Origin of the sequence: Thermodesulfatator autotrophicus (assembly GCF_001642325.1) — a bacterium.
In the GTDB taxonomy this organism is placed as follows: Bacteria; Desulfobacterota; Thermodesulfobacteria; order Thermodesulfobacteriales; family Thermodesulfatatoraceae; genus Thermodesulfatator; species Thermodesulfatator autotrophicus.
Window position 1 is genome coordinate 15507 of sequence record NZ_LSFI01000007.1, and the last position, 26044, is coordinate 41550.

General features: G+C 43.4%; 21 protein-coding genes. 14 read left to right on the forward strand and 7 right to left on the reverse strand.

Annotated features, from left to right (window positions below; all coding sequences use genetic code 11):
• Window positions 1-206 precede the first annotated feature (206 nt).
• The 5 genes from TH606_RS02245 to TH606_RS02265 all read left to right on the forward strand — a co-directional run bounded on the left by TH606_RS02245 (window position 207) and on the right by TH606_RS02265 (window position 7935).
• Complete coding sequence (locus TH606_RS02245; RefSeq protein ID WP_068541075.1) at window positions 207-1532, forward strand: TolC family protein; 1326 nt, start codon at window positions 207-209, stop codon at window positions 1530-1532.
• Between the two features lie 10 nt (window positions 1533-1542).
• On the forward strand, window positions 1543-2682 hold the full coding sequence (locus TH606_RS02250; protein WP_068541076.1) for an efflux RND transporter periplasmic adaptor subunit: 1140 nt from the start codon (window positions 1543-1545) through the stop codon (window positions 2680-2682).
• Window positions 2683-2684: 2 nt separating this feature from the next.
• Window positions 2685-5891 (forward strand): efflux RND transporter permease subunit, encoded by a 3207-nt coding sequence (locus tag TH606_RS02255; RefSeq protein WP_068541077.1) that lies wholly within the window; start codon window positions 2685-2687, stop codon window positions 5889-5891.
• A 351-nt stretch (window positions 5892-6242) separates the two neighbouring features.
• Window positions 6243-7217 carry a DnaJ C-terminal domain-containing protein gene (locus TH606_RS02260; protein ID WP_068541078.1) on the forward strand — a complete coding sequence of 325 codons (975 nt, stop codon included), beginning with the start codon at window positions 6243-6245 and terminating at the stop codon, window positions 7215-7217.
• On the forward strand, window positions 7198-7935 hold the full coding sequence (locus TH606_RS02265) for a DUF434 domain-containing protein (protein ID WP_068541079.1): 738 nt from the start codon (window positions 7198-7200) through the stop codon (window positions 7933-7935). Before TH606_RS02260 ends, TH606_RS02265 begins: the two co-directional genes overlap by 20 nt.
• Here the strand turns inward: TH606_RS02265 and TH606_RS02270 are convergent.
• The 5 genes from TH606_RS02270 to TH606_RS02290 form a co-directional block, all read right to left on the reverse strand.
• Window positions 7858-9066, reverse strand: a complete 1209-nt coding sequence (locus TH606_RS02270) for a type II secretion system F family protein (RefSeq protein WP_068541080.1) — start codon at window positions 9064-9066, stop codon at window positions 7858-7860. The genes TH606_RS02265 and TH606_RS02270 overlap by 78 nt on opposite strands.
• 69 nt (window positions 9067-9135) lie before the next feature.
• Window positions 9136-10605 carry an IMP dehydrogenase gene (gene guaB / locus TH606_RS02275; RefSeq protein ID WP_068541081.1) on the reverse strand — a complete coding sequence of 490 codons (1470 nt, stop codon included), beginning with the start codon at window positions 10603-10605 and terminating at the stop codon, window positions 9136-9138.
• Between the two features lie 176 nt (window positions 10606-10781).
• Window positions 10782-11987 (reverse strand): Ppx/GppA phosphatase family protein, encoded by a 1206-nt coding sequence (locus tag TH606_RS02280; RefSeq protein WP_068541082.1) that lies wholly within the window; start codon window positions 11985-11987, stop codon window positions 10782-10784.
• A gap of 2 nt (window positions 11988-11989) precedes the next feature.
• Window positions 11990-12862 (reverse strand): signal peptide peptidase SppA, encoded by an 873-nt coding sequence (gene sppA, locus TH606_RS02285; RefSeq protein WP_068541083.1) that lies wholly within the window; start codon window positions 12860-12862, stop codon window positions 11990-11992.
• A 287-nt stretch (window positions 12863-13149) separates the two neighbouring features.
• Window positions 13150-14853: a 30S ribosomal protein S1 gene (locus tag TH606_RS02290; protein WP_068541084.1), complete on the reverse strand. Its 1704-nt coding sequence runs from the start codon at window positions 14851-14853 to the stop codon at window positions 13150-13152.
• 180 nt (window positions 14854-15033) lie between these two features.
• Here TH606_RS02290 and TH606_RS02295 point away from each other — a divergent pair, with 180 nt between their 5' ends.
• Genes TH606_RS02295 through TH606_RS02320 form a run of 6 tightly spaced genes read left to right on the forward strand, consistent with a single transcriptional unit; the run spans window position 15034 to window position 21439 of the window.
• Window positions 15034-15405, forward strand: coding sequence for a response regulator (locus TH606_RS02295; protein ID WP_068541085.1), 372 nt, complete (start codon window positions 15034-15036; stop codon window positions 15403-15405).
• Window positions 15402-16481 carry a protein-glutamate methylesterase/protein-glutamine glutaminase gene (locus TH606_RS02300; protein ID WP_068541086.1) on the forward strand — a complete coding sequence of 360 codons (1080 nt, stop codon included), beginning with the start codon at window positions 15402-15404 and terminating at the stop codon, window positions 16479-16481. The genes TH606_RS02295 and TH606_RS02300 overlap by 4 nt, the downstream gene beginning before the upstream one ends.
• Window positions 16478-17296: a CheR family methyltransferase gene (locus TH606_RS02305; protein ID WP_068541087.1), complete on the forward strand. Its 819-nt coding sequence runs from the start codon at window positions 16478-16480 to the stop codon at window positions 17294-17296. The genes TH606_RS02300 and TH606_RS02305 overlap by 4 nt, the downstream gene beginning before the upstream one ends.
• Before the next feature lie 60 nt (window positions 17297-17356).
• Window positions 17357-20071, forward strand: coding sequence for a hybrid sensor histidine kinase/response regulator (locus TH606_RS02310; protein WP_068541088.1), 2715 nt, complete (start codon window positions 17357-17359; stop codon window positions 20069-20071).
• Entirely contained in the window at window positions 20068-20997 is a 930-nt protein-coding gene (locus TH606_RS02315) for a DnaJ C-terminal domain-containing protein (RefSeq protein ID WP_082863469.1), read from the forward strand. The genes TH606_RS02310 and TH606_RS02315 overlap by 4 nt, the downstream gene beginning before the upstream one ends.
• Complete coding sequence (locus TH606_RS02320; RefSeq protein WP_082863470.1) at window positions 20978-21439, forward strand: chemotaxis protein CheW; 462 nt, start codon at window positions 20978-20980, stop codon at window positions 21437-21439. The genes TH606_RS02315 and TH606_RS02320 overlap by 20 nt, the downstream gene beginning before the upstream one ends.
• Here the strand turns inward: TH606_RS02320 and TH606_RS02325 are convergent.
• Entirely contained in the window at window positions 21436-22050 is a 615-nt protein-coding gene (locus tag TH606_RS02325) for an HNH endonuclease (RefSeq protein ID WP_068541090.1), read from the reverse strand. The genes TH606_RS02320 and TH606_RS02325 overlap by 4 nt on opposite strands.
• Window positions 22051-22180: 130 nt before the next feature.
• Here TH606_RS02325 and TH606_RS02330 point away from each other — a divergent pair, with 130 nt between their 5' ends.
• The 3 genes from TH606_RS02330 to metG all read left to right on the forward strand — a co-directional run bounded on the left by TH606_RS02330 (window position 22181) and on the right by metG (window position 25702).
• A complete protein-coding gene (locus TH606_RS02330; protein ID WP_068541091.1) occupies window positions 22181-22801 on the forward strand; it encodes a phosphoribosylanthranilate isomerase in 621 nt (206 codons plus the stop codon).
• A gap of 106 nt (window positions 22802-22907) precedes the next feature.
• Window positions 22908-23801, forward strand: coding sequence for a PSP1 domain-containing protein (locus tag TH606_RS02335; RefSeq protein ID WP_082863471.1), 894 nt, complete (start codon window positions 22908-22910; stop codon window positions 23799-23801).
• The gene (gene metG, locus TH606_RS02340) at window positions 23801-25702 is read left to right on the forward strand and encodes a methionine--tRNA ligase (RefSeq protein ID WP_068541092.1); all 1902 of its coding nucleotides are present in this window, start codon (window positions 23801-23803) and stop codon (window positions 25700-25702) included. Before TH606_RS02335 ends, metG begins: the two co-directional genes overlap by 1 nt.
• Here metG and TH606_RS02345 read toward each other — a convergent pair.
• Window positions 25699-26043, reverse strand: a complete 345-nt coding sequence (locus TH606_RS02345; RefSeq protein ID WP_068541093.1) for a PilZ domain-containing protein — start codon at window positions 26041-26043, stop codon at window positions 25699-25701. The two genes, metG and TH606_RS02345, sit on opposite strands and share 4 nt — an antisense overlap.
• Between the last annotated feature and the right edge of the window lies 1 nt (window position 26044).

Below are 26044 nucleotides of genomic sequence, written 5' to 3' on the forward strand. Positions count from 1 at the left end.
TAGCCGAAGCAATTTCATCCCAATCTACCTGGAGATTACTTCATCGCGCATTCGCGCTCCTCGTATGACCCGGTAGGGTCACTTCGTCGCGCATTCGTGCTCTTCGCATGACGATAGGGGAAATGTGCTCCCTGCAAGATATTTTGCTATGTAAAAAGTCTTCAAAATAGTTTGTCTTTTGGAAGTTGAGTGCTAAAGTATAGCTTATGCGAAAATGGTTGTTTTCTTTAATTTTCGCCTTTTTTCTTCCTGAATTGGCTCTGAGTTCTGATTTACTTACCCTGGAAAAGGCCAAAGAAATCGCCCTAAAAAGAAACTTTTCCTTGATAGCGGCTAAATTGAATATAAAAGCCTCGGAAAACAGGCTAAAGGAGGCCAAAAGCCGCTTTTTCCCAAAAATTGATATATTCTTGCTTTATCAGCGGAGCAATAGCCCTATACAGGTCTTTATGGCCAAGCTGGCCCAGGAAGATTTTAAAAGCCAGGATTTTGAAATTTCCAACTTAAATCATCCTGACGCCCGCACCAATTTGCAAACTGCTATAGAAATTACCCAGCCTCTTTTCAAAAGAGGTGAAGTCATTATTGGCTATCATCAGGCCAAAAAACAGGTAGAAATAAGTTTCCTTGAGGAAAAGGCTTTAGAACAATACATCCTTTACAGAGTAGAAGCTGCTTATATTTCCTGGATTCTTGCAAAAGAAAAGGCCTCTGTTCTCAAAAAGGCGGTAAAAACAGCAGAAGCTAATCTTGAGATGATTTCTAAGAGACTTAAACAGGGGCTTGCTCTGCGTTCAGACCTGCTTCAGGCCCAGGTTCACCTGGCAGCCCTTAAAAGAGAATGGTTGGACGCTAAAAACAAAATAAAAACAAACCGCTCAAGGCTTAATCTTATCCTGGGGCTACCTATTGATACTGAATGGATACCTGCCTCTGACCCTTTAGCTCGAAGTCAGATAACAAAACCCCTAGCTTACTGGCAAAAACTTGCCCTTAAAAACAGGCCGGACCTTTCTGTTATGAAAGAAAAAACAGCCCTGAGTCAGCTAGAAGTTAAAAAGGCCAAGTGGCGATTTGCGCCAGAAATTAGCCTTAAGGGCCGTTACGAATATAATTCTCAAGGCCTGGGCGGGGTATCTGGAGATTCTTTTACTTTTATGGCCCAGGCTAAATTCAATTTGTTTTCAGGCTTTGGAGATAAAGCTAATCTAGCCAGGGCGCGAGCCGAAGCCCTTGCTGCAGAAGCACAACTGAAAGAATGGGAAAATAAAATTATTCAGGAGGTAGAAGAGGCCTTTTTGTCCCTAAAAACGGCTAAAGCCCAGGTAGAAGTTAGCAAGGCCTCAGTAGCCCAGGCAGAGGAAGGCCTGCGACTAATTAAAAAACGCTATGAAAATGGCCTGGCCAATATAGTTGAACTTTTAGGCGCTGAAACTTCCCTTAAAAAGGCTGAGCTTGAACTCCTCACCGCCAGATACCGTGAGCGCTTAGCTTTTACGGAACTTTTATTCCGAACAGGAAGCCTTGAATAAGGAGAGCTCTATGCCCAAAAAAGCTCTTTTTCTGCTAATTTTAACCATTTTTTTAGCTAATTGTGAAAAAAGAGAAGAACCTCAACAAGCTAAACCCTTTAGCCAGGTAAAAGCAAAAGTCTTTGAAGTTAAGGCTGTGCCTGTTTCATCTTATAGAATATTTCCAGGAAAGGTATGCGCTAAACAAAAAATAACTATCAAGGCCAAGGTTTCAGGTTATGTAGAAGATATCCTGGTCAAAGAAGGAGAGAAAGTTAAGGCTCACCAGGTTCTTTTGCGCATTGATAGCCGTTCTATTAAAGCCCGGCTGAAAGCCATTGAGGCAGAAATAGAGGCCACTATCAAAGAATACGAAGCCGTGCTGGCTCGCTTAAAATATGCCGAAGCCAACCTTAAACGCTTCAAAGCTTTGTGGGAAGAACAGGCTTCCACTAAAGAAGAACTCGAACGAGCCCTTTCTGAATTTAAAAGTCTTAAGGCCAAAAGTGAGGCCTTAAAAGCCCGCCAGATGGCTCTTCAAGCTGAAAAAACTGACATATTAACTCTACTTGACTATGCTGTTATAAAAGCTCCCAGCGAAGCAGTGGTAACCCAACGCCTGGTGGGAAAAGGCAGTGTTGTTAACCCTGGAGAACCCCTTCTTATTCTTGATAATCTAAAGGCTGGTTTTGAATTTTGCGCTGAAATTGACGAAAGCTTTTTCAAACGTTTGAGGCCCGGCCAAATTTTAACCCTTGAATTTCCAAGCCTTGGGAAAACTTTAAATCTCCCCTTAACCACCATAGTGTCCCAGATAGACCCTTCTTCGCGCACCTTTCATATAAAAATTGACTTGCCTTCAGATCTTTGGCCTTCAGGGCTTTTCGGGCAGGTAAAAATACCAGAAGAAGAAACTAAAAAAACTCTCATTCCAGGAGAAGCTTTAATAGTTAGAGGTGATATTTACGGTGTGTTCACCTTAAGTCCTTCTAATACCGCCAGATTCCAGGTGGTAAGAATTGGAAGTGGATACATTTACCAGGATGGAAAATGGATTAAGACGGCTCTTTCCAGGGCTACCCACTGGGAAGTTCTTTCAGGCCTTGAAGAAGGGGAAAAAGTCGTCCTTAGTCCGGAAAAAGTAAAAGACGGAGCCCAGGTCATTTTCTAGCTATGAGAAAAAAAGGGTTTATAAGCAGTATAACAGAATATTTTATAGATTCACCGCTTACCCCGATTGTAATCATAGCTACTCTTATTCTTGGAGTAATGGCTGTTTTAAACACCCCCAGCGAAGAAGAACCCCAAATCGTGGTCCCCATGATAGACATTTTTGTGGAAATGCCAGGGGCCACCGCTGAAGAAATAGAAAACCGTGTAGTTTACCCTATGGAAAAGCTACTCTGGGAGATACCCGGAGTGGAATATGTGTATTCCACCGCCATGAATGGCCGGGCTTTAACGGTGGTGCGTTTTTATGTTGGCGAAGACGTTGAAGACAGTCTGGTTAAAACGTACGACAAACTTTATTCACATCTTGATTGGATTCCCCCAGGTTGTTCCCACCCGCTTCTTAAACCGCGTTCTATAGACGATGTCCCCATTGTAGTTCTCACCTTCTGGGGAAAGGGCTATGATGCCCTCACCCTGCGCCAGATAGCTAAAAAGGTAGAGCAGGAAGTAAAACGCATCCCAGGCATATCTGAAACCTTTATAAAGGGTGGCCTTAGAAGAGAAGTCCGGGTAGAACTTGACCCTACAAAGGTTTACGCCCTGGGTCTTGATCCTTTAGATGTTCTTAAAACTATAAGCAGTCAAAATCAGGCACGAATTACTGGCACTTTCAGAGAGAACAATTATCAATTTCAAGTTCGGCTAAACAACTTCATCTCTGATTTGAAAGACCTTGAAAACACGGTAGTGGCGACAGTAGCCGGCAAACCAGTTTTTCTCAAAGATGTTGCCAATATTAGTCTTACTTCAGAAGAGCCGGAAAACTATGTCTTTTTTGTTCCTGGGCCGGCGGCTTCTCAAAAACAAATTAAAGCCCAAACAGGTGAACTCTATCCAGCTGTTTCTTTAGCAATAGCCAAAAGAAAAGGGGAAAACGCCACCAAACTTGCCGAAAAAGTCCTTCATAAAGTAGAAATTCTTAAGGGCTACGTAATCCCTCATGACCTCAATATAACAGTTACCAGAAACTACGGAGAAACTGCCAAGGAAAAAACCGACGAACTTTTAAAACATCTTTTCATCGCCATTTCTTCAGTAGCTATCTTGATAGCACTTTTCTTGGGATTTAGAGCCAGCCTGGTGGTGATGGTAGCTGTTCCCGTAACTTTGGCCATTACCCTGGCCATATATTGGCTTTTTGGCTACACCTTAAACCGTGTAACCCTTTTTGCCTTGATCTTTTGCATTGGCATACTGGTTGATGATCCTATAGTTGACGTTGAAAACATAGTGAGGCACCTGAGACTTCCTGAAAACCGGGGCAAGTCTTTTCGTGATATCATCGTTGGCGCGGTAAATGAAGTAAGGGCTCCCCTGATCCTTGCCACTTTTACGGTGATTGCAGCCATTGCTCCTATGGGTTTTGTGCGAGGCTTAATGGGGCCATACATGCGCCCCATGCCTGTAGGAGCAACCGCTGCCATGCTCCTTTCCATGATAGTTGCCTTTATCATAACTCCCTGGACCGCGAAAAAAATACTATCTAAAAAGGCCCACGGGGAAGAAAAAGAAACTCTTTTCACCCGCTATTATCGCTGGATGATGGAACATCTCATAAGAAGTCCTTTTTGGCGATGGAGTTTTTTGCTACTGGTGGGCTTTCTTTTTGTTCTTTCCTGTTCGCTAATTTATTTCAAAATAGTCCGCGTAAAAATGCTTCCCTTTGATAATAAAAGTGAATTTCAAGTAATAGTGGATATGCCAGAAGGCACCGCGCTTGAAAAAACAGCTAAGGTGGCTCAATCCTTGGGCCAGGTCCTTGAAAAAGAGCCCTATGTTACCGACTACCAAATATACGTGGGAACTTCTGCTCCCTTTAATTTTAATGGCCTGGTTCGCCACTACTATCTGCGTTCAGGGGACAATATTGCTGATATTCAGGTAAACCTTCTTCCCAAACACGAAAGGGATTTACAGAGTCACGACATCGCTAAAAGGGTAAGGGAGAAGTTAAGACCTGTGGCGGAAAAGTATGGAGCTACCATCACCGTGGCTGAAATCCCTCCTGGCCCTCCTGTACTACAAACTCTGGTGGCTGAAGTTTATGGCTCAAATTACGAAGAACAAATTAAACTTGCCCGTAAAGTTAAAGAGATTTTTGCCCGCACTCCTGGAGTAGTAGATGTTGACTGGTATATGACTGAGCCACATACCGAATGGCGCCTCAAAGTTGACACGGTAAAAGCAACTTTGGCAGGTATTTCTCCAGAAAAGATTATAGAAGTCCTTGAAACAGCCATTAAAGGAAAGGTTGCAGGTCTCTTTCATGATGCCAAAGCCTCTGAAGACATATACATCAAAGTGCACTTTCCTGTTTCTCAGCGTTCAAGCCTGCCTGATCTTGAAAGTATCAAGATAAGGGGAGAAAACGGCCGTTTAGTATCACTGGCTGAAATTGCCACCTGGGAAGAAGCCATAGTGCCAAATCCCATTTATCATAAAAACCTGCGGCCGGTGATTTACGTGGTGGGAGATATGGCAGGTAAAGAAGAAAGCCCCATCTACGGAATAATGAAAATAAACAAGCTACTGAAAGAATTAAAGGCCCCCAACGGTGAAGAAATAAAAATTTACTACACCAAACAGCCCTTTTCAGAAAAGGAATGGGCAATTAAATGGGACGGTGAGTGGCATGTCACTTACGAAGTCTTTCGTGATATGGGTCTGGCTTTCGGGGTTTGTGTATTGTTAATCTACATATTGATTGTGGCCTGGTTTAAGTCATATACCGTGCCGTTGGTGCTCCTCGCTCCTATCCCCCTTTCATTAATTGGCATTTTACCAGCCCACGCCTTAACAGGGTCATTTTTTACTGCTACTTCCATGATTGGCTTCATTGCCGGAGCAGGAATTGTGGTGCGAAATTCCATTATTCTCGCTGATTTTATAGAGATGCGTTTAAAAGAAGGCTTGCCTTTAGAAAAAGCCGTGATAGAGGCCGGGGTAGTGCGTTTTCGCCCCATGCTTTTAACCGCCGCTGCCGTGGTAGTGGGAAGCTTCGTAATACTTTTTGACCCTATATTTAATGGCCTGGCCCTATCTCTCATGGCTGGAGAAGTGGCCTCTACCTTATTTTCCCGCATGGTGGTCCCGGTTTTATACTATCTGGAGCATCGTATCAAAACCGAGGGCCGCTTGGTGCTTTAAAACTTATTTTTGATGATTTTGACGATTCAGGTAATGGTGCTATTTAAAAAGTACTATTCAAGTAGTAAACTACTTGACAAATAGGAAAATTGAGTTTAGTTATCGTGAAAAAATAACTTTGCTTTTATTGAAAATGGAAGAAAGAAAGCAGAAAACAGTTGGTTCCCCTGTGGGCTAACCCCTCAACTCCACCCTCAATCAACCAGATACCCACCTCCATCCCTCTTTGGCCCACAGGGGGCCTTTCTATTATAACGCTACCTGAAATGAAACCTCCTTGACGAATTGTTAAAAAACTTTAACTTTTTCTGCGAATAATTGATTCTTTAGTAATACAAGCGGGTAGGAGTTATGGCCAAGGATTACTACAAAATTTTAGGTGTTTCGCGAAATGCCACCCAGGAAGAAATAAAAAAGGCTTACAGGCGTCTTGCCCTGAAATATCACCCTGATCGTAACAGGGGAAATAAAGAGGCTGAAGAACGTTTTAAAGAGATAAACGAGGCTTACGCTGTCCTTTCAGACCCGGAAAAAAGGCGCCAGTATGACAAATTCGGTTCTACTGAATTTCATCGCCGTTATACCCAGGAAGATATTTTCCGTGACTTTGATTTTGAGTCTATTTTTCGTGATTTGGGGATAGGTTTTGACCTGGGGAGCTTTTTTGGTTTTGGAGGAAGACGCCGAGCGAGTACTGGTTTCCGTCTGGACCTGGGAGACCTTTTCAGCCAGGTATTTGGTACCTCTCCAGAGGAAGATTGGTTTACTAAAGAGTCGCACCAGAGTAGGCACACCAGGCAAAATTTTGTCTCAAGCGGGGATGTAGTTCTTGAGCTTCCGGTAACCCTTGAAGAAGTGGCTCAGGGGGCAGAAAAGGTCATATCCGTTGCTCCTACAGGCAAAGCCGAGCGCATAAAAGTTAAAATTCCTCAGGGTATAGAAGATGGCCAGAAGTTGCGCATTACGGCGCAAGGGGCTTATGGCCCTGATGGGCGGCGAGGGGACCTTTATCTCAAGATTAAAATTGAAGAACATCCCTTTTTTGAAAGAGAAGGCCAAGATGTTATTTGTGACCACGAGATAAAATTCTCTGAGGCTGTTTTTGGCACCACTATAGAAGTGCCCACCCTTTACGGTAAAAGGGTAAGGGTAAAAGTTCCCCCGGGCACAAGGGGCGGAGCAAAGCTCAGGTTAAAAGGGCTGGGATTGCCAGATAGAACAGGCCGTAAAGGAGACCAGTTTGTCAGAATAAACATTAAAGTGCCAAAGACCCTTACTAAAGAACAAAAGGATTTGATTAAGAGGTTTGCTGAAGAAGGGCTATAAACTGCGCTGGAAACTTATTAAAGAAATAGCCAAAGATTTACGCTATCTTCTGGCGCGAGATTATCATAAAGAATCAGCCATTAACTTTTTGGCTAACCGCTGGCAATTAAGTGATTTGGAAAGGGAAGTTCTAAGGCGCGGGGTCTTTACCCCTTATGAGGCTCGTGTACGACTTTTAAAAAAGAAAGAAGAAAGCTACATAAGGGGAAGGGCCTTATACGTAGATGGCTTTAACGTGCTAACTACTATAAGATCAGCTATAGCTGGCCTTCCTGTTTTTCTTGCTGACGACGGCTTTTTGCGAGACCTGGGAAAATTAACCCCAAAATTTAAAGCAGACGAAATTTCAGAAAAAGCGCTCCTGCTTTTGATAAAAAAACTCAAAAAACTAAACCTGGAGAAAATAATAATTTATCTTGACAAACCCCTTTCTAAGAGCGGAGAGCTAGCTGCTAGATTGCGCCAGCTTTTTGAAGAAGAAGCCATTTCAGGAGAAGTATTTCTTGTGCCCTCAGCTGATAAGGCCTTACTTGGAATGCCTTTGTTAGCCACCAGTGACGCGGCTTTGTTAGACAGATGTGAGGCGGCCTTTGATCTGGCCGCCTCAGTATTACAGGAGGTTGGGTATGAAGGGCCAGAACTAACCGGCTACCACTTCTCCCAGCTTGAAAATGGGGAGATAAAGCGAGATAATGATCCCGCCAATTACTCCCCCTAAAAAGACTATCATTACTGGTTCAATCATTTGTGACAGTGCATCTACGGTGTTATCTACTTCTTCTTCAAAGAAATCAGCCACTTTATCTAACATTTTTTCAAGGGTACCACTGGCTTCACCCACGCTTACCATCTGCACCACCATGTAAGGGAAAATACCGCTTTTAGAAAGGGGCTCAGCAATGGACTGCCCTTCTTGAACGGACTGGCGTACCTGATTAATAGTCCTTTCTACTACGACATTGCCTGCGGTTCTGGCGGCAATACTCAGGGCATCAATGATGGAAACACCACTCATTATCAAGGTGCTAAGGGTGCGTGAAAAACGAGCTACCGCTACTTTGCGAAAGAGGTTCCCAAAAAGTGGAAGCTTGAGAAATAGGGCGTCAAGGTGAAGCCGGCCTTTTTCCGTACGGTAATATCTCCTTAAAAGAAAGATTGAAAGTATTATGCCTCCGATGAAATGGGGAAAGTATTTTTTGGTTAAACGGCTGGCTTCAATAACTATTTGAGTGGGTAAGGGGAGGGCGTGTCCCATTTCGCTGAACATTTTTTCAAAGGTTGGAACTACGAAGAGCATAATTATGCTTAAAACTATCACCGTAACAAATAAGACGATGGCTGGGTAGATCATGGCTTTTTTCACTTTGGCTTTAAGGGCAAGGCTTTTTTCCATATAAGTGGCTAGGCGTTTAAGAGAAAGTTCAAGATTTCCGCTGCTCTCACCAGCCTCAATCATGTGGTGGTAAAAACGGTCAAAAATTTTGGGATATTGTTTAAGGGCTCCGGAAAAAGGGGTACCTTCTTCTACGTCTTTTTTGATTTTAAAGATTACTTCTTTAAAGTAAGGGTTTTTTTGCTGGTGGGCTAAAGAATCAAGGGCCTGAATTAAAGGAAGCCCGGCCTCAAGCATAGCCGCTAACTGCCTGGTAAATACTACTATTTCCTTTGGCTTTACTTTTTTAGGAGTACTTAGACGGGCTAAGAGTCCTGAGCCTTTGGCCTTTATTTTTACAGGGGTTATTTTCTGGCGTCTTAACTTGATGCGGACGATTTTTTCATCGGCGGCTTCAATGGTTCCTTTTACTGTTTCTCCAGCCGGGTTTTTACCCACCCATTCATATACTGGCATAAACTTCCCCTTCTATCTTATCTTTTTTATTTTCTTTTCGGCAGGATAGAAGGGGAAGTTTATTTTTTATTAACGGCCAATCCAGTAATTGGGGGCTTCTTTAGTGATAATTACGTCGTGGACATGGCTTTCACGCAGGCCAGCCGGGGTAATTCTTACAAAGCGGGCCTTGGTGCGTAGTTCTTCAATGTTTTTGCAGCCACAATAACCCATGCCTGAACGAAGGCCACCTATAAGCTGGTAAATCATGCCTGAGACTGGACCACGATAAGGGACTCTGCCCTCTACTCCTTCAGGCACAAACTTGGCTGGAGAATCGGCTTTTTGAAAATAGCGCTCACCGCCTCCTTTCATCATGGCCCCAAGAGAACCCATCCCACGGTAAACTTTATACGTACGGCCTTCGTAAAGAATCATCTCTCCAGGTGCTTCATCTGTGCCGGCAAAAAGCGAACCAATCATCACGGCGTGTGCTCCCGCTCCGATGGCCTTGGTTATGTCACCAGAGAACTTGATGCCTCCGTCAGCAATTACAGGGATTTCATATTTATTGGCCACGGTGGCGCTATTGTGGATAGCTGAAAGTTGAGGAACCCCTACACCGGCTACAATGCGAGTGGTACAAATTGAGCCAGGCCCCACTCCTACTTTTATACCGTCGGCTCCAGCTTTAATAAGGGCTTCAGCCCCTTCAGCCGTGGCAATATTGCCTGCAATCAAGTTGCATTCAGGAAAATGAGCTTTTATGTCTTTTACCGCTTCAATGACGTTTTTAGAGTGTCCGTGGGCAGAGTCAATAACGATTACGTCACATCCTGCTTTTAGCAAGGCCTCTACATGGGCTAACCTTTCTGGGCCAACTCCCACCGCTGCTCCCACCCGCAGGCGGCCAAGTTCATCTTTGCAGGCGTTGGGGTATTTCTTCAGTTTTTCTATGTCTTTAATGGTGATTAATCCTTTTAAACGGAAGTTTTCGTCAACTATCAGGAGTTTTTCAATACGATGTTCGTGAAGAATTTTTTTGGCCTCTTCAAGCGAGATGCCAGGGCCAGCTGTTACTAAGTTCTTAGTGGTCATTACCTCTCGTACCGGGCGGTCTAGTTGGGTTTCAAAGCGAAGGTCACGATTGGTTACTATACCCAAGAGTTTCTTTTCCGGGCCTTCTACTACTGGCACCCCAGATATACGATAATCTTCCATTATCTTTAAGACTTCGCGAATGGAGACATCAGGCCCCACGGTAACCGGGTCAATAATCATGCCATATTCTGACTTCTTTACTTTTTCTACCTCGCGACATTGCTGTTCAATGGACATATTGCGATGGATAATACCAATGCCACCTTCTCGGGCCATACTTATGGCCATGCGTGCTTCAGTAACAGTGTCCATAGCGGCAGAAAGAAGAGGAATATTTAGCGTAATTTTGGGAGTTATTTTGGTTTTAAGGTCAACGTCTTTGGGTAAGACGTGGGACTCTGCCGGCAAAAGTAATAAATCATCAAAAGTATAGGCTTCCTCTATAGGAAGATTTAACATAATCAATCACCTCTTTTTGATTTTATTATTCAACAAGACCTTTCCCCTGCTCAGGCCTAGATGAAAAAATTTTTCCTAGCAAGGGTAAAAGGACTTCTTTTTTGTGCCAAAAAATCTCTCTGGCAACGATGTAGCCCTTACAATAACTCTTCATCACGTAAAGTTTTCCTAATTATTTAGGAAATAATGGGACTTTTTTCTAAAAGATGCAAGAGTATTCCTTCAAGAATTCCGGTATCACTTATAAGAATCCTTTTCGCTTCTAAAAGGTCAAGTAATGCCTGATAAATTAAAGCCCCAGAAAGAATTATATCCTCACGCCCTTCTTCCATACCTTTTAAATATTTTCTGTCGCTGGGAGAAAGACTGGCTAATTTTTTAACCAAATTTTTGAGCGCATTTACTTTAAGCGAATAACCGTGAATTTTAGAAGGGGCGTAACGTTCAAGCCCCTGAGAAAGAGCGGCCAGGCAAGTTGCTGTACCTCCAGTGGCTATCAGAGTAGCAGGCTTTGGGCTTAAATTTTTTATTTCGGAAAGAATGGTTAAAATTTCTTGTGTAGCCCTTCCTATTTCAAGTGGGGTAGGGATATCATCAGAGGAGAAAAATCTATCTTTTAAGAGTACGGCCCCTAACTTGAGGCTTCCGGTTTTTAAAATCTGATAGTCGTCACAAAGTATGTATTCCGTGCTACCTCCCCCTACATCTACAATTAGGGCAGGATAATCCTTTATTTTTAGGCTAAAAAGCACGCCCTTTGCCGTATAAATAGCTTCTTCTTGAGGGGTAAGGACTTTTATGGGGAAGCCGAGGATCTTTTCTGCTTTTTCTAGAAATTTGTCTGCATTTTTAGCCCGGCGAAATACTTCTGTTCCTGCGGCAAAGACATTTTTTACGTTAATTTTATCAAGCCTCTGACGTATTTGTTTAAGGGCCTTAAGCCCCCTTTCAAAAGCCTGTTCAGAAATAAGACCTTCTTTAGCCAACTCTTCCCCTAACCGGACGTTAAAACGCTCTTTGCAAATGGCCCTGAAATGGGGGTTGGCTTGTTTACCAACAAGTAACCTGAAAGTCTGGGTTCCGAGATCAAGACTGGCAAAGGCTGGTTGATTAAGCCTTTCTTTTAAGTCTTTCCCTACTTTGAAAATGATTCTCTTACGGGCAGGGATTATTTGTTCTTCACCTGTTTTAGGATTTTTAAAGAAACGCTCTTTTTGTTTTTTGACAACAAACCTTCCAAAACCACGAATTTCAATACGTTCCTCTTCTTTTAAAGCCTGTGTTAATCTTTCAAAAAGTAGATTGACGATGAACTCCAAGTCTTTACGTTTAAATTCGGGAAATTCCTGCCAGAGTTTATCTATTAAATCGTTTTTATTCATGCTTACTGCCATTTCATTATGTAAAGAGGAGAAAAAATTATAGCCAGCCCTTTACTAATTTTTTGTTCCACCAAAAAACGTTCCCAGAGTTTTTCTTTAGGAGGATAAACTATATAGTAATCTTTAATTCCTGCCAGACTGGCCGCCAGTTCAATAGCCTGATTAAGGTTCCCTAACTCATCTATCAGGCCATATTCTTTAGCGGCTCGGCCGGTGAAAACGCGCCCGTCAGCGAACTTTCTGATTTTTGTTTCCTCAAGCCCTCTGGACTCTTTTATAGCGTTCACAAACTGGAGATAAATGTCATTAATAGTTTGATAAAGGACCTTTTTTTCGTCTTCTGTCAAAGGGCGAAACATATTGCCGGTATCTTTATAGGGGCCACTTTTGAGAATAGTGGCTTCTACCCCGATTTTTTCTAGCAGTTTGCTGAGGTTAGGGACCTGCATCATTACCCCAATACTTCCCGTTATGGTGCCCGGGGCAGCTACGATTTTTTGGGCTCCAAGGGCAACGTAAAGGCCCCCTGAAGCAGCTACAGAACCCATAGAGGCTACCACTGGCTTTTTCTGAGAAAGTTTTTTTAGGGCAAGATAAAGTTCCTGGGAAGCTCCTACTGCTCCGCCAGGGCTGTCAATCCTAACTACTACCGCCTTTATATTTTTATCTTTTTCAAAATTTCTAAGCTCTTTGAGATGCTTTTCAGCCTCTGATATAACCCCTTTTATCTCAATCAGACCTATTTTGGGCCTGGAAGAAAAGGAAGGTTCTCCTTTAATTAAAAAGAAGAGGCTTATAAAAAAAAGAATCAGAAAAAATAGAAAGATTGCCCCTAAAAAGGCCAAAAAATTGGTAAAAATTTTTCTAATGGCCATCTTAGCCCCTTATAAAATTATAAACTAATGAGACCATTGCAAAATATTTTTTGAGACCGCTTCGCCTGTCCCGAGCGAAGCGAGAGATCCCCTCGCAGTGACAGTTAGGAATATGCTCCCCGCAATAACATAAAAAAGTCTCATAGCAACTTCCTTACTGCCTTGTCATTGCGAGCCCCGTCAGGGGCGAAGCAATCTCAGGTGAAGCAAAGCAATCTTTGTCGCCAGGCGACGTAGTCGCCGTGGCGATCTCAATCTAATGTTTTAGAATTTTGCAAAGGTCTCACTTATTTATTTTTTTCGGAGTTTAAGGTTTCTTTAAGAATGGCTCCAAGGGTTATGCTTCCCTTTGGAGTGCCTTTATTAAATTCCTGGTATTGCTTTTTTTCTTCGTCTTCTTTGAGTTTTTTGATGGAAAGTCCAATACGGCGAGCCTGAGGTTCAATCTTCACTACTTTAGCTTTTACTTCCTGGCCGGGTTCAAACATGCCTACGGGTGTTTTTATTTTTTTATCTGAGATTTCTGAGACGTGAATAAGCCCCTCCACCCCTTCTTCAAGCTCTACAAAAATTCCGAAATCAGTAACGTTTGAAACTTTACCAGTTACCACACTGCCTACTGGGTATTTCTCTGGCACGCTTTCCCACGGGTCAGGAGTTAGTTGTTTGACCCCTAAGGCCAATTTTTCCTTTTCACGGTCAATTTTAAGAATAACCGCCTGAATCATATCTCCGGGTTTGTAAAGCTCAGAGGGATGTTTTACTCTCCCCCAGGAAAGGTCAGAGACATGAATAAAGCCGTCAATCCCTTCCATAACTTCTACAAAGACGCCAAACTCAGTTACGGTTTTCACCGGAGCTTCAATAACCATGCCTTCAGAAAACTGTTCTAACAGCACATCCCAGGGGTTAGGTTCTACCTGTTTAAGAGAAAGAGAGACCCGGCGGTTTTCGCTATCAACTCCGAGAACCACAACTTCTACCTTGTCTCCAACTTCTAAGATATCCCGCGGGTGTTTAATGCGCTTAGTCCAGGAAAGTTCAGAGATATGGATAAGCCCTTCTACTCCGGGTTCAAGCTCTACAAAAGCCCCAAACTTGGTTAGAGAAACGACCTTTCCTTCAACTCGTTTGCCTTCTGGATATTTTTCTGAGACCGTTTCCCACGGGTCAGGGGTGAGCTGTTTGATGCCAAGAGCTATTTTTTCTTTTTCGCGGTCGTATTTAATGACTTTAACTTTAACTTTATCGCCAATTTTAAAATAGTTTGAAGGATGTTTTACCCGCCCCCAGGAAATGTCAGATACATGTAAAAGGCCGTCTACTCCGCCCAGGTCAACAAAAACTCCGTAGTCAGTGATGCTTTTAACTGTTCCCTCTAGTACCTGGCCTTCCTCAAGGTTTTCCAGCAATTCCTTTTTACGACGCTCGGCCTCTTTTTCTAAATAATTTCGGTGAGAAACTACTATATTGTTTTTCTTGCGGTCAGCACTAACTACTTCCACTTTTAGAGTGGTGCCGATGAGTTCTTCTGGGTTTTTGGGAGGTTTTAAAAAGGCCTGGGAAAAAGGTAGAAACGCCCTTAAGCCTTCCACATCTACGGCGAAGCCACCTTTTATTCGTTCTAAAACGTAGGCCTCTAATGGTGTTTTATCTTTTTGAGCTTGTTCAATTTTACTCCAGGCCTTACGCCTCTGGAGCTTTTTATAAGCTACTCGCACCATTCCATCTGGAGTGCGGAGACTTTCAATAAGGATTTCTACTTCGTCGCCGGGTTTTACCCTGACTTCTCCATTGGGGCCGGCAAATTCCGTGGCCGGAGCAATTCCTTCGCTCTTATAGCCTATGTCTATGAAGACCCACTCAGGGTCCACCCTTAAAACTTTCCCGGTAAGAATTTCTCCTCGGGAAATAGTTTTAAGTTCTCCGGCTAAAAGCTCCTCAAAGCTTTCTTCCGAAGCTTGATTCTGGTTTTCAATAACGTTTTCCATGCCTCAACCTCCCTTAATTTGACTGCACCTTATACCACTTGAATTCATAAAGTTCAACTTAGCAGACCAAGTTTCCCCAAAATCCTTTTCAACCCTTTTCTAAAAAAACTTTTTAAGAAACTCACTTTTTTTGCCGAAGATAGGAAAGACATTGGTCCAAAGACTTTTAGGAGAAAAATTATGAAAGTACTGGTGGTAGATGACTCTAAATCCATCAGACAAATTGAAAAACGTTATCTGACCGGTATGGGCTATGAAGTCCTTGAAGCTGCCAACGGAAAAGAAGCCCTCCAGGTACTTGAAGATAATCCAGATATTGCCCTCATCCTCCTTGACTGGCACATGCCGGTGATGAACGGCTTTGAGTTCTTAAAAGCCGTCCGCCAGGACCCTCGCTGGAATAACGTAAAAATCATGATGGTCACCACTGAAAACCAGGAAAAATGTGTAATTGACGCCATCATGGCTGGAGCCAATGAATATCTCATGAAACCCTTTGATCAGGAAATGCTTGAAAGCAAGATTCGCTGGCTTATGGAGGAGGCCCTGTGAAAAGGATTCGCGTTCTAGTAGTAGATGATAGTCCCCTTGTGCGGCGCCTTATTTCCGAGGCCCTTAAGGCCGACCCTGAGATTGAACTTGTTGGCACAGCTTCTAATGGAAAAGAAGCCATTGATAAAGTCCGCCTTTTGCGCCCAGAAGTGATAACCCTTGATATTGAAATGCCCGTTATGGACGGGCTCACCGCCCTTGAAAAACTAAAGCGCCTTTATCCTAAAGTCCAGGTGATAATGTTTTCCACCCTTACGGAAAAAGGGGCCAAAGAAACCATAAAGGCCCTTTCCCTGGGAGCTTTTGATTTTGTTACCAAACCGTCTTCCCGTTCCTTAAGTGAAAGCATCAAGCGTATAAAAGAAGAGCTTATCCCTAAAATAAAGTCAGCGGTCCCCCAAATAACCACACCAGTTAGACCTGTTCCTCAAAAGCCAGCTATAACGAAACCAGCGGTTAAACCCGTTCAAAGAAGGCCTTTAATTACTGGACGCAGAGAAGTGGTAGCCATAGGAGTTTCAACTGGAGGGCCAAAGGCCCTTTCTGACATAATTCCCAAGCTTCCAGCTGGCTTCCCTGTGCCTATTCTTATCGTTCAGCATATGCCACCTCTTTTTACCGCTCAACTCGCCTCAAGGCTAGACCAGCTCTCAGCCTTGAAGGTGGTGGAGGCCCAGGCTGGGATGCCTCTTGGGCCTGGCAAGGTTTTCATTGCCCCTGGAGACCAGCATATGGAAGTGGCCAAACGCGGAGTGGCCAAGGTGATACACCTTCACAAAGGCCCCCCTGAAAACAGTTGTCGCCCGGCAGTAGATGTGCTTTTCCGCTCGGTGGCCAAAGTTTACGGGGGTCGAAGTGTGGCCATGGTTCTTACTGGTATGGGGCAGGACGGTCTGGCCGGAGCCATGATCTTAAAAGAGGCCGGTGCCCTGATTGTGGCCCAGGATGAAGCCACTTCAACGGTTTACGGTATGCCAAGGGCCGTGGTAGAAGCCGGCCTTGCTGATTACGTGCTGCCCCTTCAAGAAATACCTTTATTTTTACAGAAAATATTCTTGCAACGGAAGGTAGCATGAAACCAGAAGTATATCGTTTTTTTGCTGATTTGGTTTATAAACACAGTGGCATCGTTTTAAAAGAAGAAAAGACTTACCTTATTGAAAGTCGCCTAAGAGAGCTTGCCAGGGCCTTAAATTATCGTGATATTGACCAGCTTTATCAGGTGGCCTCAAAGCGCCTTACTCCACAGCTTCGTGACGAAATAATTGACGCTATGACCACCAACGAAACCTACTTTTTCAGAGATCAGCACCCCTTTGAGGCCCTGCGAAAAGTGGTAATTCCTGAGTTAAAAAAATTCCGAGAAAAAGAAAAGGAGCTTAGGTTCTGGTCAGCAGCGGCTTCAACCGGCCAGGAGCCTTACAGCCTGGCCATGCTAATTCACGAGTACTTTCCCGAACTACTTAGCTGGCGGATTCAAATACTTGCTACAGATATTTCCCAGGAGGCCTTAAAAAAGGCCCAGAAGGGTGAGTACTCCCAGATAGAAGTAAACCGCGGGCTTCCAGTTACCTTTTTAGTCAAATACTTCAAACAAAACGGCGCTAAATGGAAAGTTCAGGATAAAGTGCGCCGAATGATTCAGTTTCGCAAGCTAAACCTGGTAGAGCCATTTCCACCCACTCTGGGTAAGTTTGATGTGGTCTTTTGCCGGTACGTTCTTATCTATTTTTCACCCGAGATAAAGGCCAAAGTGCTCAAAAACATAAGCCGGGTTATGAAGCCTAAAGGTTATTTATTCCTGGGAGCCACCGAGAGCCCACAAGGACTACCTCAGGGCTTTAAACGGAAAGTTATTGGGAGAACCATATGCTATCAGTGGGAAGGTTAAAGTTTTTTCACCTTCTTTTCGAATAAAACCTAAAGGAAGGCCTTTTATAAGGAGGAAAATATGAGCTTTGAAGAAGATGTCTTGAAAGACTTTATAACTGAAGCTAAAGAAAACCTTGAGCGTCTGGACGAAGAGTTTGTTGAACTAGAACAGCGTCCTGAAGATAAAGAGCTTCTATCAAGTATTTTCAGGACCATTCATACTATCAAAGGCACCGCTGGTTTTTTTGGCTTTAAGACCCTTGAGGCTATTGCCCACTTTGCAGAAGATATTCTCTCTAAACTCCGTGACGGCCTGGTAGTAGCAGACGAAGAAACCATTGACATGCTTCTTAAGTCAGTTGACTACATTAAAGCTATCATTGCCGCCCTTGAAGAAACCGGTAAAGAGCCGATAGACGATACCTACCTGGAGTTCCTGGTAGATTTGAGGAACTTTGCTGACAAGGTAGCCAGGCGAGCCGAAGGAGGAGCAGAAGCCCCAAAGCCACCTCAGGAAGCAAAGGCCGAAGAACCTGCCAAGCCCTCTCCCGAAGAAGCTAAAACCGAAGAGGAGGCTAAAACCGAAGAGGAGGCAAAAACCGAAGAGCCTGTCAAAAGTGAAGAGCCCGAGCCCGAAGAGCCTAAAAAAGAAGCTGAAGCCAAAGTCCCTGCCCCTAAAAAAGAGCTTGAAAAGAAAGAGAAAACAACACCTAAATTAGATAAAACGCCACACGTCCAGCTTACTGAGACCCATGTTCGCGTGGATGTTAGGTTACTTGACCAGCTCATGAATCTGGCTGGCGAACTTGTCCTTTCACGCAACAGGCTGGTGCAAATTGCCTCAAAGCTCAATGACTCAGAGCTTCAAAATGCCACGCAAAATCTTTCGCTGGTTACCACCGAACTTCAAGAAAAGATAATGAAAACCCGAATGCAGCCTATTGGCAACGTGTTCAATAAGTTTCCCCGTATTGTAAGAGATCTCGCACGCTCAACAGGCAAGAAGGTAACCCTGCGCATTGAAGGAGCAGATACAGAGCTTGACCGCTCCATTATTGACGCTATTAAAGATCCCCTAACACACCTGGTGCGTAACTCTATTGACCACGGCATAGAAGATCCAGACATTCGGGTCCAGGTAGGCAAACCTCCTGCTGGCACTCTAATCCTCAGGGCTTATCACGAAGGTGGTCAGGTAGTAATAGAAATTGAAGACGACGGCCGTGGTATAGATGTGGAAAAAGTTAAGAAAAAAGCCATTGAAAAGGGGCTTATTACTCCAGCTGAGGCCGAAAAACTAAGTGATAGAGAAGCACTTGCCCTTATTTTCAGGCCTGGTTTTTCCACGGCTGAAAAGGTAACTAATATTTCCGGCCGTGGGGTAGGTATGGATGTGGTAAAAACTAATGTGGAAAAACTTGGCGGAAGTATTGATATTCAGTCTGTCCTTGGGGCTGGCACCACGGTGCGCTTAAAAATTCCTCTAACTCTGGCTATTATCCCGGCGCTGGTGGTTACCTGTAATAGTCAGCGTTACGCAATACCTCAGGTAAGCTTAAGAGAACTGGTAGGCCTTTCTGAAGAAACCCGCAAAAATATTCACCAGATTGGAAGCTCAGAATTTTTCAGGTTAAGAGGCGAGATGGTCCCCATTATCAGGCTTTCCAAAATTCTTGGAGTAGAGCCTTCTTCACAGGAAAACGCTAAAGAAGAAAGTCTGGTAATTTTAACCAGTGGGGCTATGGACTTTGGCCTGGTGGTAGATGAAATCTGGGATTCTGAAGAAATCGTGGTTAAACCCCTTGGTAAGCATTTTAAAGACCTTTCCATTTTTGCCGGGGCTACCATTATGGGAGACGGGAAAATGGCCTTAATCCTTGATGTGGTAGGCATTTCCCGCAAGATAGGCCTTAAGACCGAAGACGTAGACCGCGCTAAAGAAGCAATGGCCACCGAGGCCTTTGCTGAAGATGAACAGCAGTTTATCCTGCTTTTCAATGTTGCCTCAGAAGAACAGTTTGCCATTCCGTTGGCCCTGGTGGCTCGTCTGGACAAGATTTCAGCGGATAAACTTGAGTTTGTAGGTGGTAAAGAAATTATCCAGTATCGCGGACGCAGCATGCCCATTATACGCCTTGAGAACTTCTTGCCTATTCAGCCTTTACCAGAGCAGGATGAGTATCACCTGCTGGTGTTTGCTGAAGGTGAAAATGAAGTGGCCTTCCTGGTATCTCGTATTGTGGATAGTATTCAGACCAAAATAGACCTTGACGAGAAGCTTTACCAAATTGAAGGTGTTTTAGGCTCAGCTATTATCAAGGACCGCACCACTCTTTTCCTTGATGTCTATAAAATTATTGAAATGCACGATCCTTACTTCTTCGTAAAAGTGATTCCTCAGGAAGACAGACCCTACAGGATACTCCTCGCAGAAGACTCGCCGTTTTTCCGCCAGATGATTGCCAACTATCTGGCTTCTTCTGGGTATGAAGTAGAAACAGCGGTGGATGGCCAGGATGCCTGGGAAAAATTACAAAAGGATTCTTATGATGTCCTGATAACAGATATTGAAATGCCTAGAATGACCGGTATTGAGTTAGCCAAGCAGGTAAGAAGTGATGAACGCTTTGCCGATCTTCCAATTATGGCCCTTACTTCCCTTGCCAGCGACGAAGACAAGCGCCGCGGCCTTGAAGCCGGCATTGACGAATATCAGGTAAAACTTGAAAGGAGCCAGGTTCTTGAGGCCCTGGCCAATCTTCTCAAAAGAAAAGCCGAAGCACAGGCGGCATGATGGCGTTTGATCCATATCGCATATTGGGAATAGCGCCTGGGGCCAAGCCCAAAGAGATAAAGGAGGCCTTCAGGCGCAAAGTACGTCACTTGCATCCTGACGCAGGAGGAGAAGAAAAGTTATTTCTGGAACTCAAACGCTCATATGACTTTTTACTGGAAAAATATTCTCCTCTTCGGCTTGAAATTGTTAAAGAAAGGCCAGTTAAAGGAAATTATGTCTTTTCCTTCCTTGATGTAACAGCCGAAGAGTTAGCCCTGGGAGAGAAAGTTACCGTGGCCATTCCTGGCCCTATGATAGAATGTAAAGCCTGTCAAGGCACAGGTAAGAACTTATCCGGCAGAAAAGTAAAATGTACGCTCTGTGAAGGTCTTGGAAAAATTGACCTGGTTAAAGGTATTTCTCAGGTAGTTTGTCCAGAGTGTGGAGGTGTAGGTGAAAAATGGCTTGATTTATGCCCTAAGTGTCGGGGGAAAGGGGTGGTTTCTAAGGACATTGAGATAACTTTGAAACTACCCCTTGGGGCGCGTCCTGGAGATATTCTCTTCTTGTCGGGAGAAAAGTTAAAAGCTGGTGTTGACCTTTACTTTGAACTTATAGTGCACGAAAAAGACGGTTTTTATTTTGAAGGAAATCGGCTCGTTATTAAAGTAAAAGTACCTTTTTGGGAAGTGGCTTTAAGGGGAGAAATATCTTTTCGAACCCTTGAAGGCTATGAAAAACTAAAGATTCCTGAAGACCTTTCCCGGGAAGCATATTTAGTTTTTCCCAGGCGAGGAGCTTATTTGCCAGACGGTTCTAGGGATGACCTACTGGTAAAACTTGAGGTCTATTTTCCCACAAATCTTCCAGATGAGGTCTTCAAAAAACTGGAAGAAATAAAAGAAATAGTAAAGGAGGATAAAAATGGGTCTTCCAACTCCTGAAAAACAGGAAAAAAGCATAGTAACTGAAAAGACAAGACTTTTTATTACTTTCTGGCTGGCTGACTTTCTTTTTGCCCTGCCAGTAGAAGAAGTAGTGGAGATAAATCGTTCCCTTGATATCACTCCCGTGCCCCAGGCCCCTCCTTATGTAAGTGGTATAATCAATTTGCGGGGCCAGATTCTTACAGCCATTGATTTGGCTAAAAGAATTGGACTTAAAAGAGAACGCGAAGCCCATCATAATGTGATTGTTGGCCGCGAAGAAGAGCCCTTAAGCCTTTTGGTAGAACAAATTGGCGACGTACTTGAAATTCCAGTATCTCAGATAGAAGAACCTCCAGAAGTTATAGAAGGGCTTGATACCGATTTTGTAAAAAATGTTTCCAAGCTTCCCGATAGACTCTTGGTAATTCTTGACCCGGAAAAACTGTTTAAAGTTTAAGATTCTATAATTCCGGCGAAATCAAGGAAATGGCGCCAGACTTTTTGTTTTTCTTTGGGAAAGTCCTCCATAATAAGGCTTTCCCAGCGGGGGGCTTTGGGAGTTGAAAGAAGCTTCATGCCAGCCTCTTCAGGGGTGCGGTTGCCTTTCTTAATATTACATTTACGGCAACAGAGAACCACGTTTTCCCAGGTGGTTTTACCACCTCTAGAGCGAGGAATAATGTGGTCAATGGTGCGGTCTTTCGGGTTTTTAACGCTTTTTCCACAATACTGGCAGGTATAGCGGTCTCTCATAATAAGATTAGCTCTTGAAAAGACTACTTCCACTCTTGGTAAACGGTCATAAGAAACCAGATAAATGGCGTCAGGGGCGAGAAAAGAAAGATTAGGGCTCCTGATAAAACGATGGCCATTTCCGTTCCCAGCATAGAACTGTGAAGCTAAAATCCATTCTTCCAGGGTATGGGTGGTCCAGTCAGGGGTGATGACTTTGGCTGTTCCTTTTACCAGGTGACAGATAGCCTTTTGTACCGTAGTGATCTGAATAGCTTGATAACTACGATTAAGTACCAGAACCTTTTCACTTAAGATGTTTCCGTTGCTCTTCAAGGAATCACCTTACGTAAGTTTTGCTGATAATCTAACGCAAAAATAATCTTTTGTCATTCTACTGCTAAAACGTTCAAAAAATGTAACAATTAGGGACAGGCAAAGTTCAGGGAGTTCAGGGAGGTTGGTGATGATACGGGTAAAAATTTGCGGGATAACCAGGGATAGTGACGCTGAGCTTGCTGTTCAGCTGGGAGCACATGCTATTGGCTTTATTTTTTATCTCAAGAGCCCGCGCTACCTCCCAATAGAAAAGGCCAGAGAAATTCGTCAAAAATTACCACCTTTTGTTAATGTAGTGGGAGTTTTTGTAGATGAAGACCCGCAAACTATTAAAGAGATTGCCAAATTGGTAAGCCTTGATTTTATACAGCTTCACGGGAAAGAATCTCCTTGGGTTTGTGAAAAATTTTTTCCCAGAGTAATAAAGGCCTTCAGGATAAAAGACGAAAAAGACCTTCAAAAAATTCCGGATTATAAAGGGAAGGTATCAGCTATTCTTTTAGACACATACGTTAAGGGGGAGCTAGGGGGAACCGGTCGGGTTTTTGATTGGCGTCTGGCCATAAAGGCCAAAAAATTTGGAATACCAATAATTCTTGCCGGGGGGCTTAATCCTCATAATGTTGTAAGCGCTGTTAAGAGTGTTTCCCCTTATGCCATTGACCTCAGTTCAGGGATAGAGATAGCTCCAGGGGTAAAACATCCTTTCCTGCTAAAAGAGTTATTTAAAAACTTAAAAGGCTTGTAATCTTTTAGGTGTTTCTTTATTACTGTTTTAGCGTGTAGTTTTATCCTGATAAGGAAGTAAAATTTCTACTGAATCTGTTTAAAAGTAAAGTTTAAAAGGTGAAAATATGACCAAGGAAAGCGCTCAAAAGCGTAAACATAAAAAAAGCAAGAAAAAAGGCAAAAATTATCCTGGCAAAAACAATAAAAATAAAGAGCTACAAATAATAGAACTAATTTTACGGGAAGGTTATGCTGGATTTCATGCGGTAACCCAAGGCCTTGCTATTAAACCGGGGGACTTTGTTTTGGTAGAATTTCCTGAACAAAAAGAAGTCGCCAAAGTAGTTTCCTTGCCAGTTAGTATTCCAATTTCTCAAGAAGCAATAGATGGTCTCCCCAGGGTTAAGCGCCTGGCCACTTCCAAGGAAATTGAAAAGTATAGGGAAAATTTGGCCTTTGAGGAAAAGGCCTGGAGTATTTGTGAGCAACTGGCTGAAGAGCAAGGCCTTGAAATGAAGCTTGTACGGGTAGAAAGGCTTTTTGACCGGAGTAAAGTCATTTTTTACTATACCGCCGATGGCCGTATTGATTTCAGGCAACTGGTAAAAGACCTGGTAAGGGCTCTTCGCACAAGAATTGAAATGCGCCAGATAGGCGTCCGCCATGAGGCCGGTATGGTGGGAGGTATTGGTTGCTGTGGGCGCGAAATATGCTGTGCTACCTTTCTTAAGAAATTTGATCCTGTTTCCATAAAAATTGCCAAAGAACAAAGCCTCCCCCTTGATCCAGTGAAGATCTCAGGTATTTGTGGAAGACTTCTTTGTTGCCTCCTTTTTGAGCATAATGTTTATGCTGAGCTCTCAGCCAGCCTTCCCAAGATAGGGAAAAAAGTCTCCCTTGAGGAAGTTGAAGGTAGGGTGGTACGCTACAACATCTTCAGAGAATCAGTTACCATTGAGACAGGCGAAGGCGAAGAGATAGAAATAGCGATAGATAACTTTAAAAAGGAGCTAGGATAATGGCTTTTTACATAACGACGCCTATTTACTATGTGAATGCAGAACCTCATCTAGGGCATGCCTACACTACCTTAGTGGCTGACGTGGTTAGCCGTCTTAAAAGGCTTCTTGGTGAAGAGGTCTTTTTTCTTACTGGAACCGACGAACACGGTGACAAAATCGTTCAGGCGGCTCAAAAACAGGGCCTAAGTCCTAAAGAGTATGTTGATAGAATAAGCTCTCTTTTTAAAGATGCTTGGAAACTTTTGAATATTTCCTATTCCAGGTTTATTCGCACCACTGACCCTGATCATATAAAGGTGGTTCAATATGTGCTACAAAAAATTTATGATCAGGGAGACATTTACTTCGCCGAATATGAAGGACTTTATTGTTTTGGTTGTGAACGTTTCTTAACAGAAAAAGAACTGGTTGATGGCCTTTGTCCCGATCACCAGAAACCACCTACACCTTTAAAAGAGGCCAATTACTTTTTTAAGCTTTCCAAATACCAGGACTGGCTTATTGATTATATCCAGAAAAACCCTGACTTTATTACCCCTGAACGCTACCGCAATGAAATTCTTTCTTTTTTAAAAGAAGACCTGGAAGACCTTTGTATCTCTCGCCCTAAAACAAGGCTTACCTGGGGAATTGAGCTTCCTTTTGATAAAAATTTTGTGACCTATGTATGGTTTGATGCTCTAATTAATTATCTTTCAGGAATTGGTTATCCAGAAGACCCTCTCTGGCAAAAATACTGGCCGGCCCATCATGTGATAGCCAAAGATATTCTAAAGCCTCATGCGGTTTATTGGCCAATTATGCTTAAGGCCATGGGGGTTGAACCTTATCATAGCCTTCATGTTCATGGTTACTGGAATGTTGGCGAAACTAAAATGTCTAAATCTTTAGGCAATATCGTGCGTCCTAAAGAGTTGGTAGCCAAGTATGGAGTTGATCAGGTTCGCTACTTCTTGATGCGGGAAATGGCCTTTGGCCTTGACGCTAATTTTAGCGAAGAGGCTTTAAGAACGCGCATTAATGCAGATTTGGCCAATGACCTGGGTAACCTGGTGTTTAGGACCCTTACCATGGTAAAAAAATATTTTGCTGGAAAAGTCCCTGAGTTTTTTGAGCGAGAAAAGGCTGATCAAGAACTCTGGAATTTGTGTGAAGAAAAAGTTTCGGCCTATCTTTCTTTTATGGAAGGCTTTCAGTTCCATCGAGCTCTGGCCAGCCTCTGGGAGCTAATTGGAGAAGCCAACCGCTACGTTGATTATCAGGCTCCCTGGGCCTTAATGAAAAAGGGCCAAAAAGAACGTACGGCCACGGTGATTTATCACTTACTTGAGGTGTTAAGAGTAATAGCCACTGCTCTTTGGCCGGTAATGCCAGAGTCTTGCGAAAAGATTTTACAAAAACTTGGCCTTGAGCCTGAAGACTTTCTCAAAAAAGAATATCTTTACCAGTTTGGTATCTTAAATCCAGGAACCGGGATTACCAGAGGTAAGGCCCTTTTCCCTCGTCTTGAGGAAAAAGAGCCCGAAGAACCAAAAGAGTCAAAAGAACCTGGGAAGGAGGAAAAGGTGTCTCAGGAAGATATGGTATCTTTTGAGGAGTTCCAAAAGCTTGATTTGCGTATTGCTCAAGTGGTAGAGGCGGAAAGAGTCCCCAACACTGACCGTCTTTTGAAGCTCAAGGTTAAATGCCCTGAGGAACGCATAGTTATAGCAGGGGTGGCTGAATATTACACTCCAGAAGAACTAACTGGCAAAAAGGTAGTGCTTCTTGCCAATTTAAAGCCGGCTAAGATTCGGGGGATATTGTCTCAGGGGATGGTCCTTGCTGCCAAAGATGAAAATGGGCTTACTTTATTGGCTCCAGAAAAGGATATCTCCCCTGGGGCTAAGATAAGTTAGCGAAGATAACTTTCAGGGAGGTTATTTAAGGTAAGTTCCTCTATTATTTCCTGAAATCTTTTACGAAATTTTTCTTGTAGTTCTACTATTTCAAGGCCAGCGTAATATTTTTCTCCGTCTTTCCGCACCCAGACCACCCTGGCCCGTCCTTTTACAGGCGGTTTTGTTTCTAAAGAAAACTTTATTCCCTGGCCAGGGCTGAGGCTGGTAAAAGTAGATATACGAAAGCCGCCAAGGCTTATGTCTTCAATCTGAGCGTCAAACACTTGGTAGCCGTCTTCCACTACCCAGTGACAGGGACATTTTAGCGTAAAACGTTCAAAAATTCGTTTGTCTAGCATG